General features: G+C 63.0%; 10 protein-coding genes. 6 read left to right on the top strand and 4 right to left on the bottom strand.

All coding sequences use genetic code 11. The features are described 5' to 3' along the window. Nucleotides 1–72: 72 nt before the first annotated feature. The 5 genes from LG385_RS08065 to LG385_RS08045 all read left to right on the top strand — a co-directional run bounded on the left by LG385_RS08065 (nucleotide 73) and on the right by LG385_RS08045 (nucleotide 7,027). A complete protein-coding gene (locus tag LG385_RS08065; protein WP_225773831.1) occupies nucleotides 73–1,356 on the top strand; it encodes a sugar MFS transporter in 1,284 nt (427 codons plus the stop codon). A 148-nt stretch (nucleotides 1,357–1,504) separates the two neighbouring features. Continuing rightward, nucleotides 1,505–2,686: an N-methyl-L-tryptophan oxidase gene (gene solA / locus LG385_RS08060; protein ID WP_225773830.1), complete on the top strand. Its 1,182-nt coding sequence runs from the start codon at nucleotides 1,505–1,507 to the stop codon at nucleotides 2,684–2,686. Beyond that, nucleotides 2,683–3,459: a MetQ/NlpA family ABC transporter substrate-binding protein gene (locus LG385_RS08055; protein WP_225773829.1), complete on the top strand. Its 777-nt coding sequence runs from the start codon at nucleotides 2,683–2,685 to the stop codon at nucleotides 3,457–3,459. The genes solA and LG385_RS08055 overlap by 4 nt, the downstream gene beginning before the upstream one ends. A gap of 217 nt (nucleotides 3,460–3,676) precedes the next feature. Continuing rightward, nucleotides 3,677–5,017, top strand: coding sequence for an MFS transporter (locus LG385_RS08050; RefSeq protein ID WP_225773828.1), 1,341 nt, complete (start codon nucleotides 3,677–3,679; stop codon nucleotides 5,015–5,017). A gap of 198 nt (nucleotides 5,018–5,215) precedes the next feature. Further along, nucleotides 5,216–7,027, top strand: coding sequence for an ABC transporter ATP-binding protein (locus tag LG385_RS08045; RefSeq protein WP_225773827.1), 1,812 nt, complete (start codon nucleotides 5,216–5,218; stop codon nucleotides 7,025–7,027). 4 nt (nucleotides 7,028–7,031) lie between these two features. Here LG385_RS08045 and LG385_RS08040 read toward each other — a convergent pair whose 3' ends face one another. Together LG385_RS08040 and LG385_RS08035 are read right to left on the bottom strand one after the other, a co-directional pair. Continuing rightward, entirely contained in the window at nucleotides 7,032–9,689 is a 2,658-nt protein-coding gene (locus LG385_RS08040) for an excinuclease ABC subunit UvrA (RefSeq protein ID WP_225773826.1), read from the bottom strand. 787 nt (nucleotides 9,690–10,476) lie between these two features. After that, nucleotides 10,477–11,892, bottom strand: coding sequence for an FAD/NAD(P)-binding protein (locus tag LG385_RS08035; protein WP_225773825.1), 1,416 nt, complete (start codon nucleotides 11,890–11,892; stop codon nucleotides 10,477–10,479). Between the two features lie 174 nt (nucleotides 11,893–12,066). On the opposite strand from LG385_RS08035, the gene LG385_RS08030 reads away from it, so the two are divergent. After that, the gene (locus tag LG385_RS08030) at nucleotides 12,067–12,660 is read left to right on the top strand and encodes a cell wall hydrolase (protein ID WP_225773824.1); all 594 of its coding nucleotides are present in this window, start codon (nucleotides 12,067–12,069) and stop codon (nucleotides 12,658–12,660) included. 21 nt (nucleotides 12,661–12,681) lie between these two features. On the opposite strand, the gene LG385_RS08025 is transcribed toward LG385_RS08030, so the two are convergent. Both LG385_RS08025 and LG385_RS08020 read right to left on the bottom strand, forming a co-directional pair. Then, entirely contained in the window at nucleotides 12,682–13,545 is an 864-nt protein-coding gene (locus tag LG385_RS08025) for a CAP domain-containing protein (protein ID WP_225773823.1), read from the bottom strand. A 396-nt stretch (nucleotides 13,546–13,941) separates the two neighbouring features. After that, nucleotides 13,942–15,987 carry a M10 family metallopeptidase C-terminal domain-containing protein gene (locus LG385_RS08020; protein ID WP_225773822.1) on the bottom strand — a complete coding sequence of 682 codons (2,046 nt, stop codon included), beginning with the start codon at nucleotides 15,985–15,987 and terminating at the stop codon, nucleotides 13,942–13,944. Nucleotides 15,988–16,086 lie beyond the last annotated feature (99 nt).

Raw genomic sequence — 16,086 nt, 5'->3', positions numbered from 1 at the left:
GCCAGGTGACGGCCCAACCGCGTCGAATCGAAAAAACTGACCCACAGCCCGACAATAAACAGGACCGCGGCCATGACGGATAACACCGTTGCAGTAACACCGGAACACACCACCCCAGGCACAGCCAACGTCCAGCGGTTAAGCTTGTTCGTTTTCGCCCTGTTCTTCATTTTTGGCGGTATCACCAGCCTGAATGACATCTTGATTCCCAAGCTCAAAAGCCTGTTCAGCCTCAGCTATGCCGAGGCGATGCTGGTGCAGTCCTCGTTCTTCCTGGCCTATGCACTGGCCTCTATTCCGGCAGGGTTGTTGATCGCCCGGATCGGCTACATGCGGGCCGCCTCGATCGGCCTGATCACCATGGCCGTAGGCTGCGTGATGTTCATCCCGGCGGCCCTTGTGGGCCTGTTCGGGGCCTTCCTCGTTGCGCTGTTCGTGCTCGCCATCGGCGTAACGGTGGTGCAAGTGGTGGCGAACCCGCTGATCTGCCTGCTTGGCGAGAAGGAAACGGCCCACAGCCGCGTCACTTTTGCGCAAGCGTTCAACTCATTGGGCACAACCATTGCGCCGTACCTGGGCGCCATGCTGATCCTGGGCTCGCTCAGCCAGGTAGACCCCGCCACCCTGTCTGGCTCCGCGCTGGCGGCTTACCTGGCTGAGGAAGCCAAGGTAATCAGCAATACCTACGCTGGCATCGCCCTGGCGCTGGTGGCCGTGGCCATGCTGGTGTGGCAGCAACGCAAGCAATTGCCAGTCTCGGGCGCCAGCGAGGGTGCAAACCCGCTGTCGGCGCTAAGCCTGCTCAAGCAGCCCCGCTTCGCCTTCGGCGCCGCCTGCCTGTTCTGCTACGTAGGCGCGGAAGTGGCCATCGGCAGCCTGCTCACCAACTTCCTGATGCAGGACAACACCTTCGGCTTCGACGCAGAGCTGGCAGGTAAGCACGTGGCTTATTACTGGGGTGGCGCCATGGTGGGCCGCTTCATCGGTGCTGCCCTGCTGCGCAGTTTTGCGCCCGGGAAAGTACTGGCCTGCGCGGCCCTGATGGTAATCGCCTTGATCGCCAGCGCCGCTACTACCCACGGCGCGGTGGCCGGCTGGTCGATCCTGGCCATCGGCCTGTTCAACTCGGTTATGTTCCCAACCATCTTCGCGCTGGCCTGTGAAGGCCTGGGCAAACGGGCCGCCGAAGGGTCCGGCCTGATCTGCTGCGCCATCGTGGGTGGTGCGATCGTGCCGCCGTTGACTGGCTTTGCCGCCGACCTGACCACCCTCGGGTTCTCGCTCGCCGTTCCGGCGGTGTGCTACGCCGTTATCGCTGCCTATGGCTGGTACGCCCGCCGCCCCGCTGTGGCGTAACACCCTGTGCCCTGCGCTGCGCCGCGAAATCCTCGCTGGCGTAGCGCCCTTCCCCAATCTACGCATCACTGGCATAAGGTTATGCCCAACGGTTCTTTGTCTTCCTAAGGTTTTGCCCCTCAACTAGCGCTCATTTTTCGAGCCGGAGATGTGGGTGGAACACTACGAAGCGTTGGTCATCGGGCTGGGCGCCATGGGCGCGGCTACGATCTACCAGTTGGCCAAGCGCGGTATAAAAGCCGCTGGCATCGATCGCCATCACCCTCCTCATACGTTTGGTTCAAGCCATGGCGACACCCGCATCACGCGGTTGTCAGTGGGCGAAGGCCCGCAGTACGTGCCCATCGTTCGCAGGGCGCATGAAATCTGGCGTGAATTGGAAGCGCTGACGGGGGAGGCACTGTTCGAGCAGTCTGGCGTACTGGTACTCACCTCCAGCCCGGACTTCGACCCCCGCGATAAAACCGACTTCACCCTGCGCACCCTCAGCCTTGCGAAAGCGTACGGGATCGAGCACAAGGTGCTGGACGCCGCGCAAATCCGCCAGCGTTTCCCGCAATTCGCACAGGTGCGTGACGACGCCATCGGCTACTTCGAACGTGAGGGGGGCTTTCTGCGGCCCGAACGCTGCATTGAAGTGCAACTGAGGCTGGCCGAACAGCACGGCGCCACGCTGTACAAGGGCGAGACCGTTACCGGCATCCGCTCCGATGGCCAGGGCGTGACCGTAACCACTGACCAGCGAACACTGCGGGCTGACAAGGTAGTGATGGCTGCGGGCAATTGGGCCGGTGCGCTGGCAGGTGATCCGGTGGATTCGCTACTCACGGTGTACCGCCAGCAACTGTTCTGGTTCGAAACCGAGCCGCAGGCAGAGCTGGTCGGTGCTTCGCCTACTTTTATTCTGACCCACGGCCGTGGCGACGATCACATCAACTATGGCTTCCCGGCCCTGCCTGGCGAGGGCAGCGTGAAAGTCGCCACCGCCCAGTACCACACCTCCTCCACGCCCGACACCCTTGACCGCACGGTGACGGCCGCGGACGGGCAGGCCATGTTCGAACGGCACGTGCAAGGGCGCATCACAGGCGTCACCAGCAAAGTGGTCAAGTCGGCCGTGTGCGCCTACACGGTGACGCAAGACCGGCACTTCATCATCGACGCACACCCTTCGTTGCAGCACACCCTGGTGGTGTCCGCATGTTCCGGCCACGGCTTCAAGCATTCGGCGGCACTGGGCGAGGCCTTCGCGCAATGGTGTACGCAAGGCTCGACCGAGCTGGACCTTTCTTCCTTTTCTCTCAAACGCTTCGGAGTTGAACGATCATGAAACGCCTCGCGCTTTCGCTGGCCTTGCTGGCCGCCATGGGCACCGCCAGTGCTGAAACCCTGAAGATCGCGGTGGTGCCGATCCCCCATGCCGAGATCCTTGAATTCCTCAAGCCCGAGTTGGCCAAGCAAGGCGTGACGCTCGATGTGAAGGTGTTCAGCGACTACATCCAGCCCGACCGCCAAGTGGACGAGGGGCGCCTGGATGCCAACTACTTCCAGAGCAAACCTTACTACGACGCCTACAAGAAAGACCGCCCCGACAGCGATCAGGTCCCGGTAGTGGCAGTGCACATCGAACCCTTCGGTGCGTACTCGAAAAAGATCAAGTCCATCGCCGAACTGCAGGACGGCGCTACGGTTGCGATCCCCAATGACCCGACCAACTCCGGGCGCGCGCTGCTGCTGATCGCGAAACAGGGCCTGATCACGCTCAAAGACCCTAGCAACATCATGGCCACCGCCGGAGATATCACCAGCAACCCCAAGCACCTGAAGTTCAAGGAGCTGGAGGCGGCGATGCTGCCCAGGGTGCTGAACCAAGTGGACATGGCCTTGATCAACGCCAACTACGCGCTGGAAGCCAAGCTCGAACCCCATAAGGATGCGTTGTTCATCGAAAGCTCCGAGTCGCCCTACGCCAATTACCTGTATGTGCGCCGAGACAAGGCGAGCGATCCTGCCGTGCAGAAACTAGGCGCGCTGCTGAACTCGCCGCAGGTCAAGCAATTCATTCTCGACCGCTACCACGGAGATGTGGTCCCGGCGTTCTGAGGCCTGGATCGCTGACTGCATAACCCCATCCGAGGGCGGAAAAGGCGCGCATCGCGGGCCTATACCGCCCTTTTTTGTGCCTGCTTGATAAGCGATTCGAGCGATTGACAGGCGAAAAACGCTGTCATACGATGTCGTACAAATCTCATTTCTAAATGTTACAGAAAATGGGAAGCCGGTAGTACGGTAAATAAAAAGAACAAAGGAGCCACTACATATGACAGTACAAGTCCCCCCGCACGTTCAGCCCAGCACAAGGCCCATCGCCCAGGAACAATCACGCATCAGTAAATACCGATGGGTGATTTGCGCGCTGTTGTTTATCGCGATCGGCATCAACTATATCGACCGACAAATGATCGGCATCCTCAAGCCCACCCTTGCGGCGGAACTTAAGTGGTCCGAAACCGATTACGCCAATATCGTGTTCTGGTTCCAGTGTGCCTATGCAATCGGCTTTATTACATTCGGTCGTTTGATTGACAAAGTTGGGGTACGAGTGGGGTATGCCCTCGCCTTTACCGTATGGACCTTTGCAAGTATCGGGCATGGGCTGATCACTACCGTCACCCAGTTCGCCATCTCACGCTTTGTCCTGGGCTTTGGTGAATCCGGCAGCTTCCCGGCAAGCCTCAAAGCCGTGTCGGAGTGGTTCCCGCAAAAGGAACGTGCCCAGGCCACTGGTATCTTCAACGCGGGTACCGCCATGGGCCCGATCATTACGCCGCTGCTGGTACCGGCCATCACCCTGGCCTGGGGCTGGCGCACTGCGTTCATCTCCATCGGCATCGTGAGCTGCCTATGGTTGGTGGCGTGGCTGCTGATGTACCGTCGCCCTCACGAACACAGCAAGGTGAGCCGTGAGGAACTGGCGTACATCCAGTCCGACGACACCCCTGTGTCAGCCAAGCCAGCGGCACCGGTGAAAATTTCGTGGTTCAAGCTGCTCACCTTCCGCGAAACCTGGGCCTATGCGGGCGGCAAATTCCTCACAGACCCGATCTGGTGGCTGTACCTCTTCTGGCTGCCAGACTTCCTCGGTAAAACCTACGGGCTGAACCTCAAAAGCTTCGGGCCGCCCTTGATCGCGATCTACATTCTGGCAGACCTGGGTTCGATACTGGGCGGCTGGGGTTCTTCGCGGCAGATGAAAAACGGCCGCACCGCCAACGCTTCCCGCAAGACCACCATGCTGCTCTGCGCCCTGGCGGTTACCCCGATCGTCACCGCACAGTTCGTCTCCAGCCTGTGGCTGGTGGTGGCAATCATCGGCATCGCCGCTGCCGCGCACCAAGCCTGGTCGGCGAACCTGATGACCCTGCCCTCGGACATGTTCCCCAAGGAAGCCGTTGCATCGGTGATTGGTATCGGCGGCATGGCGGGCGCCATGGGCGGCATGCTCATGACCACCTACAACGGGTACATTCTTGAAGTGTTCAAGTCCTACCAGCCGATCTTCATCGTGGCGGGCAGCGCCTACCTGATCGCGATCGTGGTCATCCACCTGCTCACGCCACGCCTCAAGCCGGTCACGCTGGACCGTATCGCCGTCAACTGACCTGTAGGCTTTCATCGAACCACCCTTGCTGCGTCGCTGGTCGGCGCAGCTTTTTTTTGCCCGGACAGCAGGAACGAAACCCGCCTGTAGCAGCGTGCCTTGGCAGCGACCTTCCATACAGCGCAGCGGTCCAAGGTGTGCCCCGGGCTGTGCCCGTGTGGTCTAACTGGCACTTGTGACCTGGCTGGAGCCCGCCCGATGTCTGCGTTGCACCGCTTTATCGCCTTCCTTGACCAGGCGCGCCGCGCCGTTGCGCTGGTATGGAGCACCTCCCGGGGCCTGTTCATCGGGTTGGTGATCGCTACCCTGTTCGCCGGCGTATTGCCCGCCCTCGCCGCATGGATCGGCCAACAAATCGTCGATGCCGTACTGCACGCCATGGACCTGCACGCGCGCCAAGGCCACGCCCCGCTATGGCCGGTGCTGCGTTTTGTGCTGGCCGAGGCCGGGGTGCTGGCGGCACTCGCCGCCGCGCAGCGAGCGCTGTCGGTGCAACAGTCATTGCTGAGGGTGCAGTTGGGACAGAAGGTCAACCTGCTTATCCTGGAAAAAGCCCAGACGCTGGCGCTGCTGCAGTTCGAAGACTCGGAGTTCTACGACAAGCTGGTGCGCGTACGCCGCGACGCGTCCACCCGGCCACTAGGGCTGGTGACCAAATCCCTGGGGCTGATCCAGAACCTTGTGTCGCTCACCAGCTTCGCCGTGTTGCTGGTGCAGTTCTCGCCTTGGGCACTGGCAATCCTGGTGGTGGCCGCCCTTCCCGTGTTTTTCTCGGAAACCCACTTCTCCGGCGATGCCTTCCGCCTGTTCACCCGGCGCGCACCCGAGGCGCGGCAGCAGAATTACATCGAGGCGCTACTGTCGCAGGAGGCGCATATCAAGGAAGTGCGCCTGTTCGGCATAGCCCCGCTGCTGCTGCAACGCTACCGCGACACCTTCGCGCGCCTGTACGCCGAGGACCGCCGGCTGACTCTGCGCCGCGATGGCTGGGGGTTCGGGCTTGGGCTGCTGGGCACGCTGGGCTTTTACCTGGCGTATGCCTGGGTAGTGCTCGATACCATCGACGGGCTTATCACCCTCGGCCAGATGACCATGTACCTGGTGCTGTTCAAGCAAGGCCAGGCGGCCATCAGTTCCAGCCTGAGCGCCATCGGCGGTTTGTACGAAGACGGGCTTTACCTCACCAACCTGTACGACTACCTGGGCCAGCCGGTGCCAGCCAATACCGGCGCGCTTACCCAAGGCGCCCGGCCCGGCGATGGGTTGAGGTTCGAAGGCGTCGGCTTCACCTACCCCGGCGCCACCCAGCCCGCGCTCAGCGACATTGACCTGCACCTGGCGCCCGGCCAGAGCGTGGCGCTGGTAGGCGAGAACGGTTCGGGCAAGACCACGCTGATCAAATTGCTCACCCGCCTCTACGCGCCAAGCACCGGGCGGATTCTGCTGGACGGTAGCGACCTTCAGGCCTGGGACCGCGACGTGCTGCATGGCCGCATCGGAGTGATTTTCCAGGATTACCTGCGCTACCAGATGAAGGTGGGGGAAAACCTGGGCGTTGGCGATGTGGAGGCATTCACCGACGAGCAGCGTTGGCACCAAGCAGCGGATGCGGGCATGGCAGCCCCCTTTATCGAGCGCCTGTCGCAGGGCTACCAGACCCAGCTGGGCAAATGGTTTCTGGGTGGACAGGAACTGTCCGGTGGGCAGTGGCAGAAGATCGCCCTGTCGCGGGCCTACATGCGCCGCAACGCCGACATTCTGATTTTGGATGAGCCGACCGCAGCACTGGATGCCGCCGCCGAGGCGGCTGTGTTCGACCGCTTTCGCGCGTATGCCCAAGGCCGCATGAGCGTGCTGATTTCCCACCGGTTCTCCAGTGTTCGCAATGCCGGGCACATCCTGGTGCTGGACCAGGGGCGCATTCTGGAGCAGGGCGACCACACCAGCCTGGTGGCCCAAGGTGGCCGCTACGCCCGGCTGTTCGACCTTCAGGCGCAGGGCTACCGATAGCCGATCAGGCGTTGCCTGTTTCCAGCCCCAACGCACGGGCCAAAAACGGCGCGGTTCGGCTCTCCTGGCTGCGAGCGACATCGGCGGGTACTCCACAGGCGACCAGTCTGCCGCCTGCCTCGCCAGCGCCCGGCCCGATGTCGATCACCCAGTCGCTGTCGGCCACCACTCGCATGTCATGCTCCACCACGATCACCGTGTGGCCGGCGTCCACCAGCCGGTGCAGTTGCAGCAGCAAACGGTCAACGTCCTGAGGATGCAAACCCGTGGTGGGCTCATCCAGCACATACAGCGAGGCGCCACGAGCACTGCGTTGCAGCTCGGTCGCCAGCTTGATGCGCTGAGCCTCCCCGCCCGACAACTCGGTGGCGGGCTGGCCAAGGCGCAGGTAGCCCAGGCCGATATCGCGCAGCACCTCCAATGCGCGTCGCACCGCCGGTTCATCCGCAAAGGTGCCCAGCGCATCTTCCACAGTCAGTTTGAGCACCTGTGCGATATTCAGCCCCTGCCATTCGATAGCCAGGGTTTGCGGGTTATAGCGGTCGCCATGGCACACCGGGCACGGGGCGTAGACGCTGGGCATGAACAGCAGCTCGACGCTGACGAAGCCCTCACCTTCACAGGTTTCGCAACGACCTTTGGCAACGTTGAAGGAAAACTGCCCCGCGTCAAAGCCCTGAGCCTGCGCTGCAGGGGTCGCGGCAAACAACTTGCGCACGGCGTCGAACAGGCCGGTGTAGGTCGCAAGGTTCGAGCGTGGCGTGCGCCCGATGGGTTTCTGGTCCACGGGCACCAGCCGTCGCAGCTGCTCTACGCCTTCCACCACCCTGCCCTCGCTGGGCAGGGCCGGTTCGGCATCGAGCGCCTGCTCTTCATCCGCAGCCACGGCTGCTGGCTGCCCCAGTTGCTCGCTCACCAGCTCCAGCAACGCCTGGCTGACCAGGCTCGACTTGCCCGACCCGGAAACCCCGGTGACGGCCACAAGGCAACCCAACGGAAACGCGGCATCCAGCTGGCTGAGATTGTTGCGGGTAATACCTTCGAGGCGCAGCCAACCCTGCGGCGGGCGTGGTGGCCGGCGCTGGGGCTGTTGGTCAGCGAAGAGATAAGCCGCCGTGCGTGACGCCGCTACCCCCGCCAACCCAGCGGGAGGACCGCTATACAACACTTCCCCGCCCCGCTCCCCGGCGTCCGGGCCCACGTCTACCAGCCAGTCGGCGCGGCGCAGGGTATCCAGGTCGTGTTCCACCACGAACACCGAGTTGCCCGCCTGTTTGAGGCGCTCCAGTGCATCCAGCAACGCCTGGCTGTCGGCCGGGTGCAAGCCGGCGGAAGGCTCGTCCAGCACATAGATCACACCGAACAGCTGGGAATTGAGCTGCGTCGCCAGCCGCAGCCGTTGCAGCTCCCCCGGGGATAACGTGGGCGTGCTGCGTTCCAGGTCCAGGTAGCCCAGGCCAAGCTCCAGCAATGTACCCAGGCGTTCCAGCAATTCCTGGGCAATGCGCTGGGCTGCCAAGCGTTTTTCGATCGACAGGTTGGGCGTGTGTCGCACCTCCTTGCCGCTGGCATGGGCACTGCCGCCGCTGGCCACCCGCCGGTCGCGGGCCTCCCGAACCTGGGCGTGGCTGAGCACATCGCCGCCCGCTTCACCCTCGCTCAGGTAGGCGGCGCTCGCCACAGGGGCCAACAGGGTGGCCAATGCCTGCAAGGGCAGGCGTGAAAGCTCGGCGATGTCCAGGCCCGCGAACCGCACACTCAGCGCCTCGGGTTTGAGCCGCTTGCCGTGGCAAACCGGGCAGGGGCTGGCCCGCATGAACTGCCCTACCCGCTTGCGCATCATGGCGCTCTGGCTGTGGCTGAACGTGTGCAACACATACCGGCGCGCCCCGGCGAAGGTACCTTGATAGCTGGGCTCCAGCTTGCGCTTGAGTGCCTCGCGGGTTTGTGCCGGGGTAAGGCCGGCGTATACCGGCACCGTGGGGGTTTCTTCGGTAAACAGAATCCAGTCCCGCTGCGCCTGGGGCAGGTCTCGCCAGGGGACGTCGACGTCATAGCCCAGGGTTACCAGGATGTCGCGCAGGTTCTGCCCTTGCCACGCGGTGGGCCACGCGGCCACAGCCCGCTCACGGATAGTCAGCGAAGGGTCTGGCACCAGCGAGGCCTCGCTCACGTCGAACACCCGGCCCACGCCGTGACAATGCGCGCACGCGCCTTGGGGGGTATTGGTGGAAAAGTCCTCGGCATACAGCATAGGCTGCCCGGCAGGGTAGCTGCCGGCGCGGGAATACAACATGCGGATCAGGCTGGACAGTGTGGTGACGCTGCCCACGGACGACCGCGCGCTGGGCGACCCACGCTGCTGCTGCAACGCAACCGCCGGGGGCAGCCCGTCGATGCTGTCGACGTCTGGTACCCCGGCCTGATCGATCAGGCGCCGCGCATACGGTGCCACGGATTCGAAATAACGCCGCTGCGCTTCCGCATAGATGGTGGCGAATGCCAAAGACGACTTGCCCGATCCCGAGACACCGCTGAACACCACCAGTGCATTGCGTGGCACGTCCACGTCGACATTCTTGAGGTTGTGCTCGCGGGCGCCGCGCACCCGCACGAAGCCACTCCCCGGCACATCACGGGGCTGATCAGGCGTTGAAGTCATGACGGTTCCTTGCAAATGCGAACGTGCGTTCGATCCACGCAAGGCCTTGATCGTTCAGCGCATGGGAGGGAAGCCTGGGGTGGCCCGCTGAATCATCAGATAGGAGCGAAGGGGAAAAACAAGGAGAGGGGTGGGCTATGCCGGCAGCGCCTGGTGCCGCCCAAGGGCACCAAAATCGTCTGCCAGCCTGGTGACCTGTTCGCGTCAGGGCTTGATGGGCGCCTCGGTCGCAGTCGTGACAAGGTGCGATTTGGCGGCCCTGCGTTCCTCGCTCACCATGAACTGGGGCGTGGCAGCGCAGCGGTACTTGATGCCTTTGCTCATAGGCATCGTCGCTACGGTTTCAAGGCATTCGGCCCGTGAGGAATAAGCGGTGGGCCTACGTTCTTCCAGGCACCCTTCAGACGCGGTGCACATACTCATTACAACTACGAACACACTCATCATTTGCCAACACTCCCTTGCGAGGCCAGACGGACATCTTTGGAAAGGTGGCCAGATGATGCACAGCGCTTCGAGGGAAAACAATGGGGGCAAACATACCGATCGTCGGGAATGTGGCGAATTGCCAACCCGTTCCGGTTTGTGATTATAAGTGTCTGGTTTAGCTGAACTTTTCCAAAGTGCCACCAACTGATAAAGGTTCTCTTTCAGGCGCCTTTAGCGGATTTCCGTCGCCAAACGGTCGGCAGTGGCACTTTGCCTAAAGACAGTGTTTTGGCGCTCATACAAAACGACGAAAACACTCCTTAAAACGATACAAAGCGCAGCGGCCACAAGCGCTCGATCACGGCCGGGTCAAGTGGGCGGCCAAGGCCTTCGCCTGGGCCGCAACATCATTTACCGCTGTACTTTCCCACCACAGGCCACGCAGCGGCGGGCCCATGGCATACAGCACCGTTGAAGCGGTTCCCCAGGCATCGCGCACCGCCCCTTGTGCGTCAGCATCAATCCCCAAAGCCAGGGGGCCAGGCCGTATGAGGCCGCGGGCCAACAGTTGCCGTGGCAACGGTTTGTCTACCCGCCGCCAGTCGTATTCGATACCGCTGGAATTGATCAACGCCGCCGCGTGCACAACGCTTGCAGCCGCTTCCCCACGCCGGCGCAGGTTCAGCGCCACCCCTTCGGCCACAGGCGTTACGCCTAGCAGCGAAGCCGCAGTGATCTGAAGCCGTCCCGTTCGCTGCCACTCGGCCAGCAACGCCGCACCCAGCGGTGGCGAGCGATGGTGGTGGGTTTCCCACCAGGGGCGCAGGTGGCGCACAAACTGCCTGCGCTGGAAGTCGCTGGCCTGGCTCCACAGGCGGGCCACATGCTGGCGGACGGTATCGAGTGGCGCTTGCCAATCCACGCCTTCAGCCATGGCCAGGCGGCATTGCTCACGCAGCGCCACCGATAGCTGCCGGGGCGTGCGCACCGCTGGTTGTTCGCTGAGGAAGTCTGGCCAGGCAGGCGGTTGCCGACGCGGTTGCGGTAACAGCCCATGGCGCGAGAACACCCGCACAGGCCCTTGATGGGCGGCCTGGTGCAAGGACACCAACGCGTCGATCATGGTCAACCCGGCCCCTACGATCGCGACGGCGCCGTCGGCGGGTATCTGCCGCAGGGCAGACACGTCCCACGGGTCCAGCCCGGTTATGCCTCTGGCGCCATCTTGAGTGCGCCGGGTGCGGGCCGCGGCGAACACCCCTGTGGCCAACACCGCCAGCGGCGCCTCCCAACATTCGCCGCCTTCGCCCGTGACTCGCGCAACACCGGGCTCGATGACCAGGTCCGTGGCTTCGCCGCGCACGTGGGTCAAGCGCGAACGGGGCGCGGCGGCTTGGGCTTCGGCCAGCCGCTGCCGTGCATACCGGCCAAACAATTCGCGTGGCGGGAACAGTTGGGCCACCGGCACGCCCTGCCCGGCCGATTCCGGCCAGCCGCCGGCCGCAATATGGTCAGCCAGCCAATGGGTAAGGTCGTCGGGGGCGTCAGGGTCCACGCTCATCCGTGCGGCATTGGCATTGAGCGTATGGCCCAGCTCCACTGCACTGTAGGCTTCGCCGCGACCAAGCTCGGCACGCGGTTCGAATATCACGATATGTCGTGCGCCTGGCTGGCGCAGCAGCTGCATCGCCAACAGCGCGCCGCTCAGGCCACCGCCAACAATCACTACATCGGCACGCTTGCCGCGCTCCACTGCATCCCCGGGCTCGATCATTGCACCGCATCCTTCGCTGTCGATGGTTGATCCCGCATGGTACCCCGGGCCGTGGCGGAATGTTTCGCCGCTTCGCTTGTCCACTCTTCGACCCAGCCCTGGCCGGCAGAGCAACAATAATAGTCATCGGCCCTGCCGCGCCCGGCCCCTCCCCGTTTGCCCAGAGGTTCGACCATGCGCTGCCTCGCTTCCTTTATATGCCTTGCTGTGTTGCTGTGTAATGCCCTCCCGGCCCATGCCGAGACGGTGAGCGCCCGCGCCGAAGACAAGGCGCAGGTATTGGAACAAAAAGCCGCCAGCGACACGCCTCCGCCGCCTCAGGCAACGTTAAGCAAAACCGAGGTACAAGCCGTGGACCCTGCCGGGCAGGAGTCGGTGGACGATGCCATTACCTGCCTGGCGCGCACGGTGTATTGGGAAGCCAAGGGTGGCAGCGAAACCAACATGGAGGCCGTGGCCAGCGTGGTGATGAACCGGCTAGGCCGGGAGGGGTATGCCAACACCGTGTGCGGCGTGGTCAAGCAAGGGTCGGAACAGAAGAACTGCCAGTTTTCCTGGTGGTGCGATGGCCGCGCCGATCAGGTTCAGGAAGAAGACCGCTATCAGCTGGCGAAAGCCATCGCAGGGAAGGCGCTGAACCAGCAGCTGCGCGACACCACTGGCGGCGCGCTGTACTTCCATGACCATCGGATAACCACCGACTGGACCAAGCGCTACCGGCGCACGGCCGTAACGGACAAGTTCGTCTTCTATGCCCCACGCAGCTGAGCCGAGCGCATGCAGGATTTGTTAAGGCGCCCCGAACAGCATGGTCCAGTAGATACCGTTCTGGCTGTTGGGGTCCGCTTTGTATCCGGCGCCAACCTGCGTGAACAAAGGGTTCATGACGTTGGCGCAGTGCCCTGGGCTGGCGAGCCATCCGGCCATGGCGGCGGAAGGCGAACCCTGCCCCGCCGCGATGTTTTCCCCCACCTGCCGGCCGCGATAACCCGCCTCGCGCGCGCGGTCGTAGGGGGTATCGCCGTCAGGATCGGTGTGGCTGAAATAATCACCCCGAGCCATGGCCTGGCTATGCGCTAGCGCTGCCGCACCAAGCGCCGGGCTCCAGGCCAACGGCCGTGCAGCACCAAAGCGTTGACGGCCGCACAACCGCGGGCGCGCTCTTGCTGCGTTCACCTGCGCCAGCAACGCCTGCGCAGCGCCGCGCGTGTCGCCCAGGCGAGCATCGAGCAGCGGCCGCGCCAGCAGCACCCGCCATTCATCCCCGGCGTGGCTGAGGCCGATGTCGGTGTACTGGCTGTCGAGCAACGCCGCGCAATAACTTGCCTGGAGCATCTGGAACGCAGCCCCGGCATCGACCGGGCCGTCCAGGCGAATGGCGCGCACCGCAGCTGCCTGATAGCCGGCCTGTTTCAGGCCCTCACGCAAACCACCGCCGTAGCCAGGCGGCACCGCGAGCCCCGCCTTGAGCGCAAGCGGCGGTAATGCCGAGACCGGCGCAGCGTCGCAGCGCCCCGGGTGAGCGCGCAGGGCATTGATGGCCGAGAGCAACTGTTGCTCACCTGCCGCCTGCGCAGGCATGGCAACAGTGGCAAGGTACAGCGATGTAAGCGGGAACAGGCACAGCGAGGCGATACGATTGATCAAGCGCATGGGCACATCGAAACGAAGTGAAAACACCGGCCATGGCCGGAACAGGCTTGGCGCCTGCCCCATTGATGTGGGGCCCGGCGTAAAGCGGGCGGTTGGACCTGCCGCTTCGGTTGGAGTTCAGTTGTGTCTGGGCGTTGGGAGTTGGTACGGGGTTTCTGTTGGGTGCCTTTGGCTGCGAACTGCGATCCTTCTGATAGGTGGCGACTAGACCGGTGACGATCGATTCTACGAAACGATGATTTCAGTGGCTGACGCAGTGATGTCGACGCTATAACCCTCTAAACCGTCCCAAAGCAGCACCTCTTCGAAATCAACAGCTATCAGGCTCAGCACCCAGCCATTTCATATCCGTCCCAGCCGGGACAGCCCCGGCTGGGCCCTCCGCCTGCCCCATCGCTACGCAGCTGCAGCCTCCTGGTGCCCGCCCGCCACACCTAGAAGCGCCAGTTCCGCCAAATCACTGTCGGGCTGAGCAAACACAAACGCAGCATTGGTCAGCGTTTGGCTCAGGTCGCCCCTGAGGCTGACCTCGAAGCGCTCGCCCTCTGCATTTGCATCGAAGCTTTTCAGGTAAGTCGTGGTTCCATCGTCGTTCACCATTAAAGCCAGCGTGCCGTCATGGCCGTCCCCCAGAGTGGTGAAGCCGAGCGCGGAGACGTCTATGCGGTCGGCGAAGACGTCGAAGTCGGCGATACGATCACTGAAGTTCTCCCCTTCGTCACGGTAGCTGTCGCTTAGTGAGGTGAATCGGTAGGTATCGGCCCCCTCAGAGCCGAAGAGAATGTCGCGGCCCGTGCCGCCATCGAGGATGTCGTTACCCAGCCCTCCGTATAGCCGGTCATCCCCGCCCTTGCCCAGCAGTTCGAAGGTGAGGTTGCCGGCAATCAGGGAACTCGAGTCATCTCCGCCTTCGAACACATAAGGCGCAAACAAGAGGTGGTATTCGTCCAGCTGCCCGCTCAGATCACCATTGAGCACAAGCTCGAAACGATGGCCGTCCGTGTTGGGCTCCATACTCGTAAGGTAGGTACGGTTGGCTTCGGCGTCTACCCGCAACGCCAGTGTATTGCCGTAGCCGTCGCCCAGCCCGGTATACCCCAGGGCCGCAAGGTCAAGCACATCTCGTATCGGGTTGAAATCCGTGATGTGGTCGCTGAAGCCCTCGTTGTCGGTACGGTAGCTGTCCTCCCTTGAAGAGAAGCGGAAGACGTCGCTGCCCGCGCCGCCGCTGAGCTGGTCACGGCCGCCACCGCCATCGAGCAAGTCGTTCCCCGCCCCCCCGGAAATGGCTTCATCCGCAGCGGTGCCTACTATCAGGTCGTTACTGTCCTGGCCGTTGATATGGCGCAAATGCCCAACCGGGTCGCCGAAGCTGGTATCCAGCGTGCCGTCTGCGTTAAGCCGCAAGGCGGCGAAGTCTGCGTTGCCGTCGGCGTTGTACGCAGCGCCGGTCAGTAGGATTTTGCCGTCATCCAGCACGGTGATGGTTTGCGCGCCATCGCGACCACCTTCAAAGTCGAACATGGCCTTGCCGCCATCGCCAAAGCTGGTGTCCAGGCTGCCGTCCGCATTCAGCCGAACCACGCTGAAGTTGAAGTTGCCATCGCCCACTTCGTTATCACCCTTGTCACTGGTGCCAGCGATCAGCAGTTTGCCGTCCGCTTGCTGCGTCACCACCCGGGCGTAATCGTTGCCGTCGGCCACGTCCACGGTCACCGTGCCATCGGTACCGAAGCGGGTGTCGAGTGTGCCGTCCGAGTGATACCGGGTGAGGCTGAAATCGGCGGTTCCGCCGGGGTAGCGGTAACCGGCGAGCAACACATCACCATTGGATTGCAGGGCCAGCGACGTTTCGGTGATGACGGGCATCCCGTCTGGCAAGGCGAAGGTGGCGACGCCGCCTTGGCCGAAGGCCTGGTCGAGGGCCCCTTGGTCGTTGAACCGCACCAGGGTGAGGGTGGTGTCGCTGCGGGTGCTCGCTAACAGCATGCCGTCGGCGAGCGCTTGCACGCTGGAGTAGGCAGGCGCGTCGCCTTGCGTGGGGATGGCCACCGACAACAGCTCGGACGGCCGATCATTCGGGGTGGCGCCAAGCGCCAGGATGCTCAGGTTGTAGGTGCCGTTGTCATTCAAGATCTGGCTGGTCAGGTTCTGGCCAGAGGGTTGCGTCGTAAGGTCACCGCTGTCACTGACAGGCACCACAGCGGGAAGTCGTTCAATGCCGTCGTGGTCGTAGCTGAAGTTGCGTTGGCCGTCGGACGTCAGGCTTACCACCGCGTAATCCGAGCGGTCGCCGTCGGACGTCAGCCCTACCATCTGCACCGTGCCGGTGCTGGTAATAGCGACACTGTGGCTGGAGTCATTGAGGCCTGAGACATCGACAACAGTCTTGCCGGTACGCAGGGTAGTAGCTGGCAGGGTAGTGGAAGAGGCAGAAATCATGACAATCTCCGAATCCCAACGAAAGAGGTCGGGTGTGCCTCAAACGGTAGTTGGAAATACGCCTTCACCGAGGGCGCTTCGTCCGAATCCGCAGCGAGA

This window comes from Pseudomonas sp. Marseille-Q5115 (assembly GCF_916618905.1).
Lineage (GTDB): Bacteria > Pseudomonadota > Gammaproteobacteria > Pseudomonadales > Pseudomonadaceae > Aquipseudomonas > Aquipseudomonas japonica_A.
This window is presented reverse-complemented; position numbering and strand designations above follow the sequence as displayed.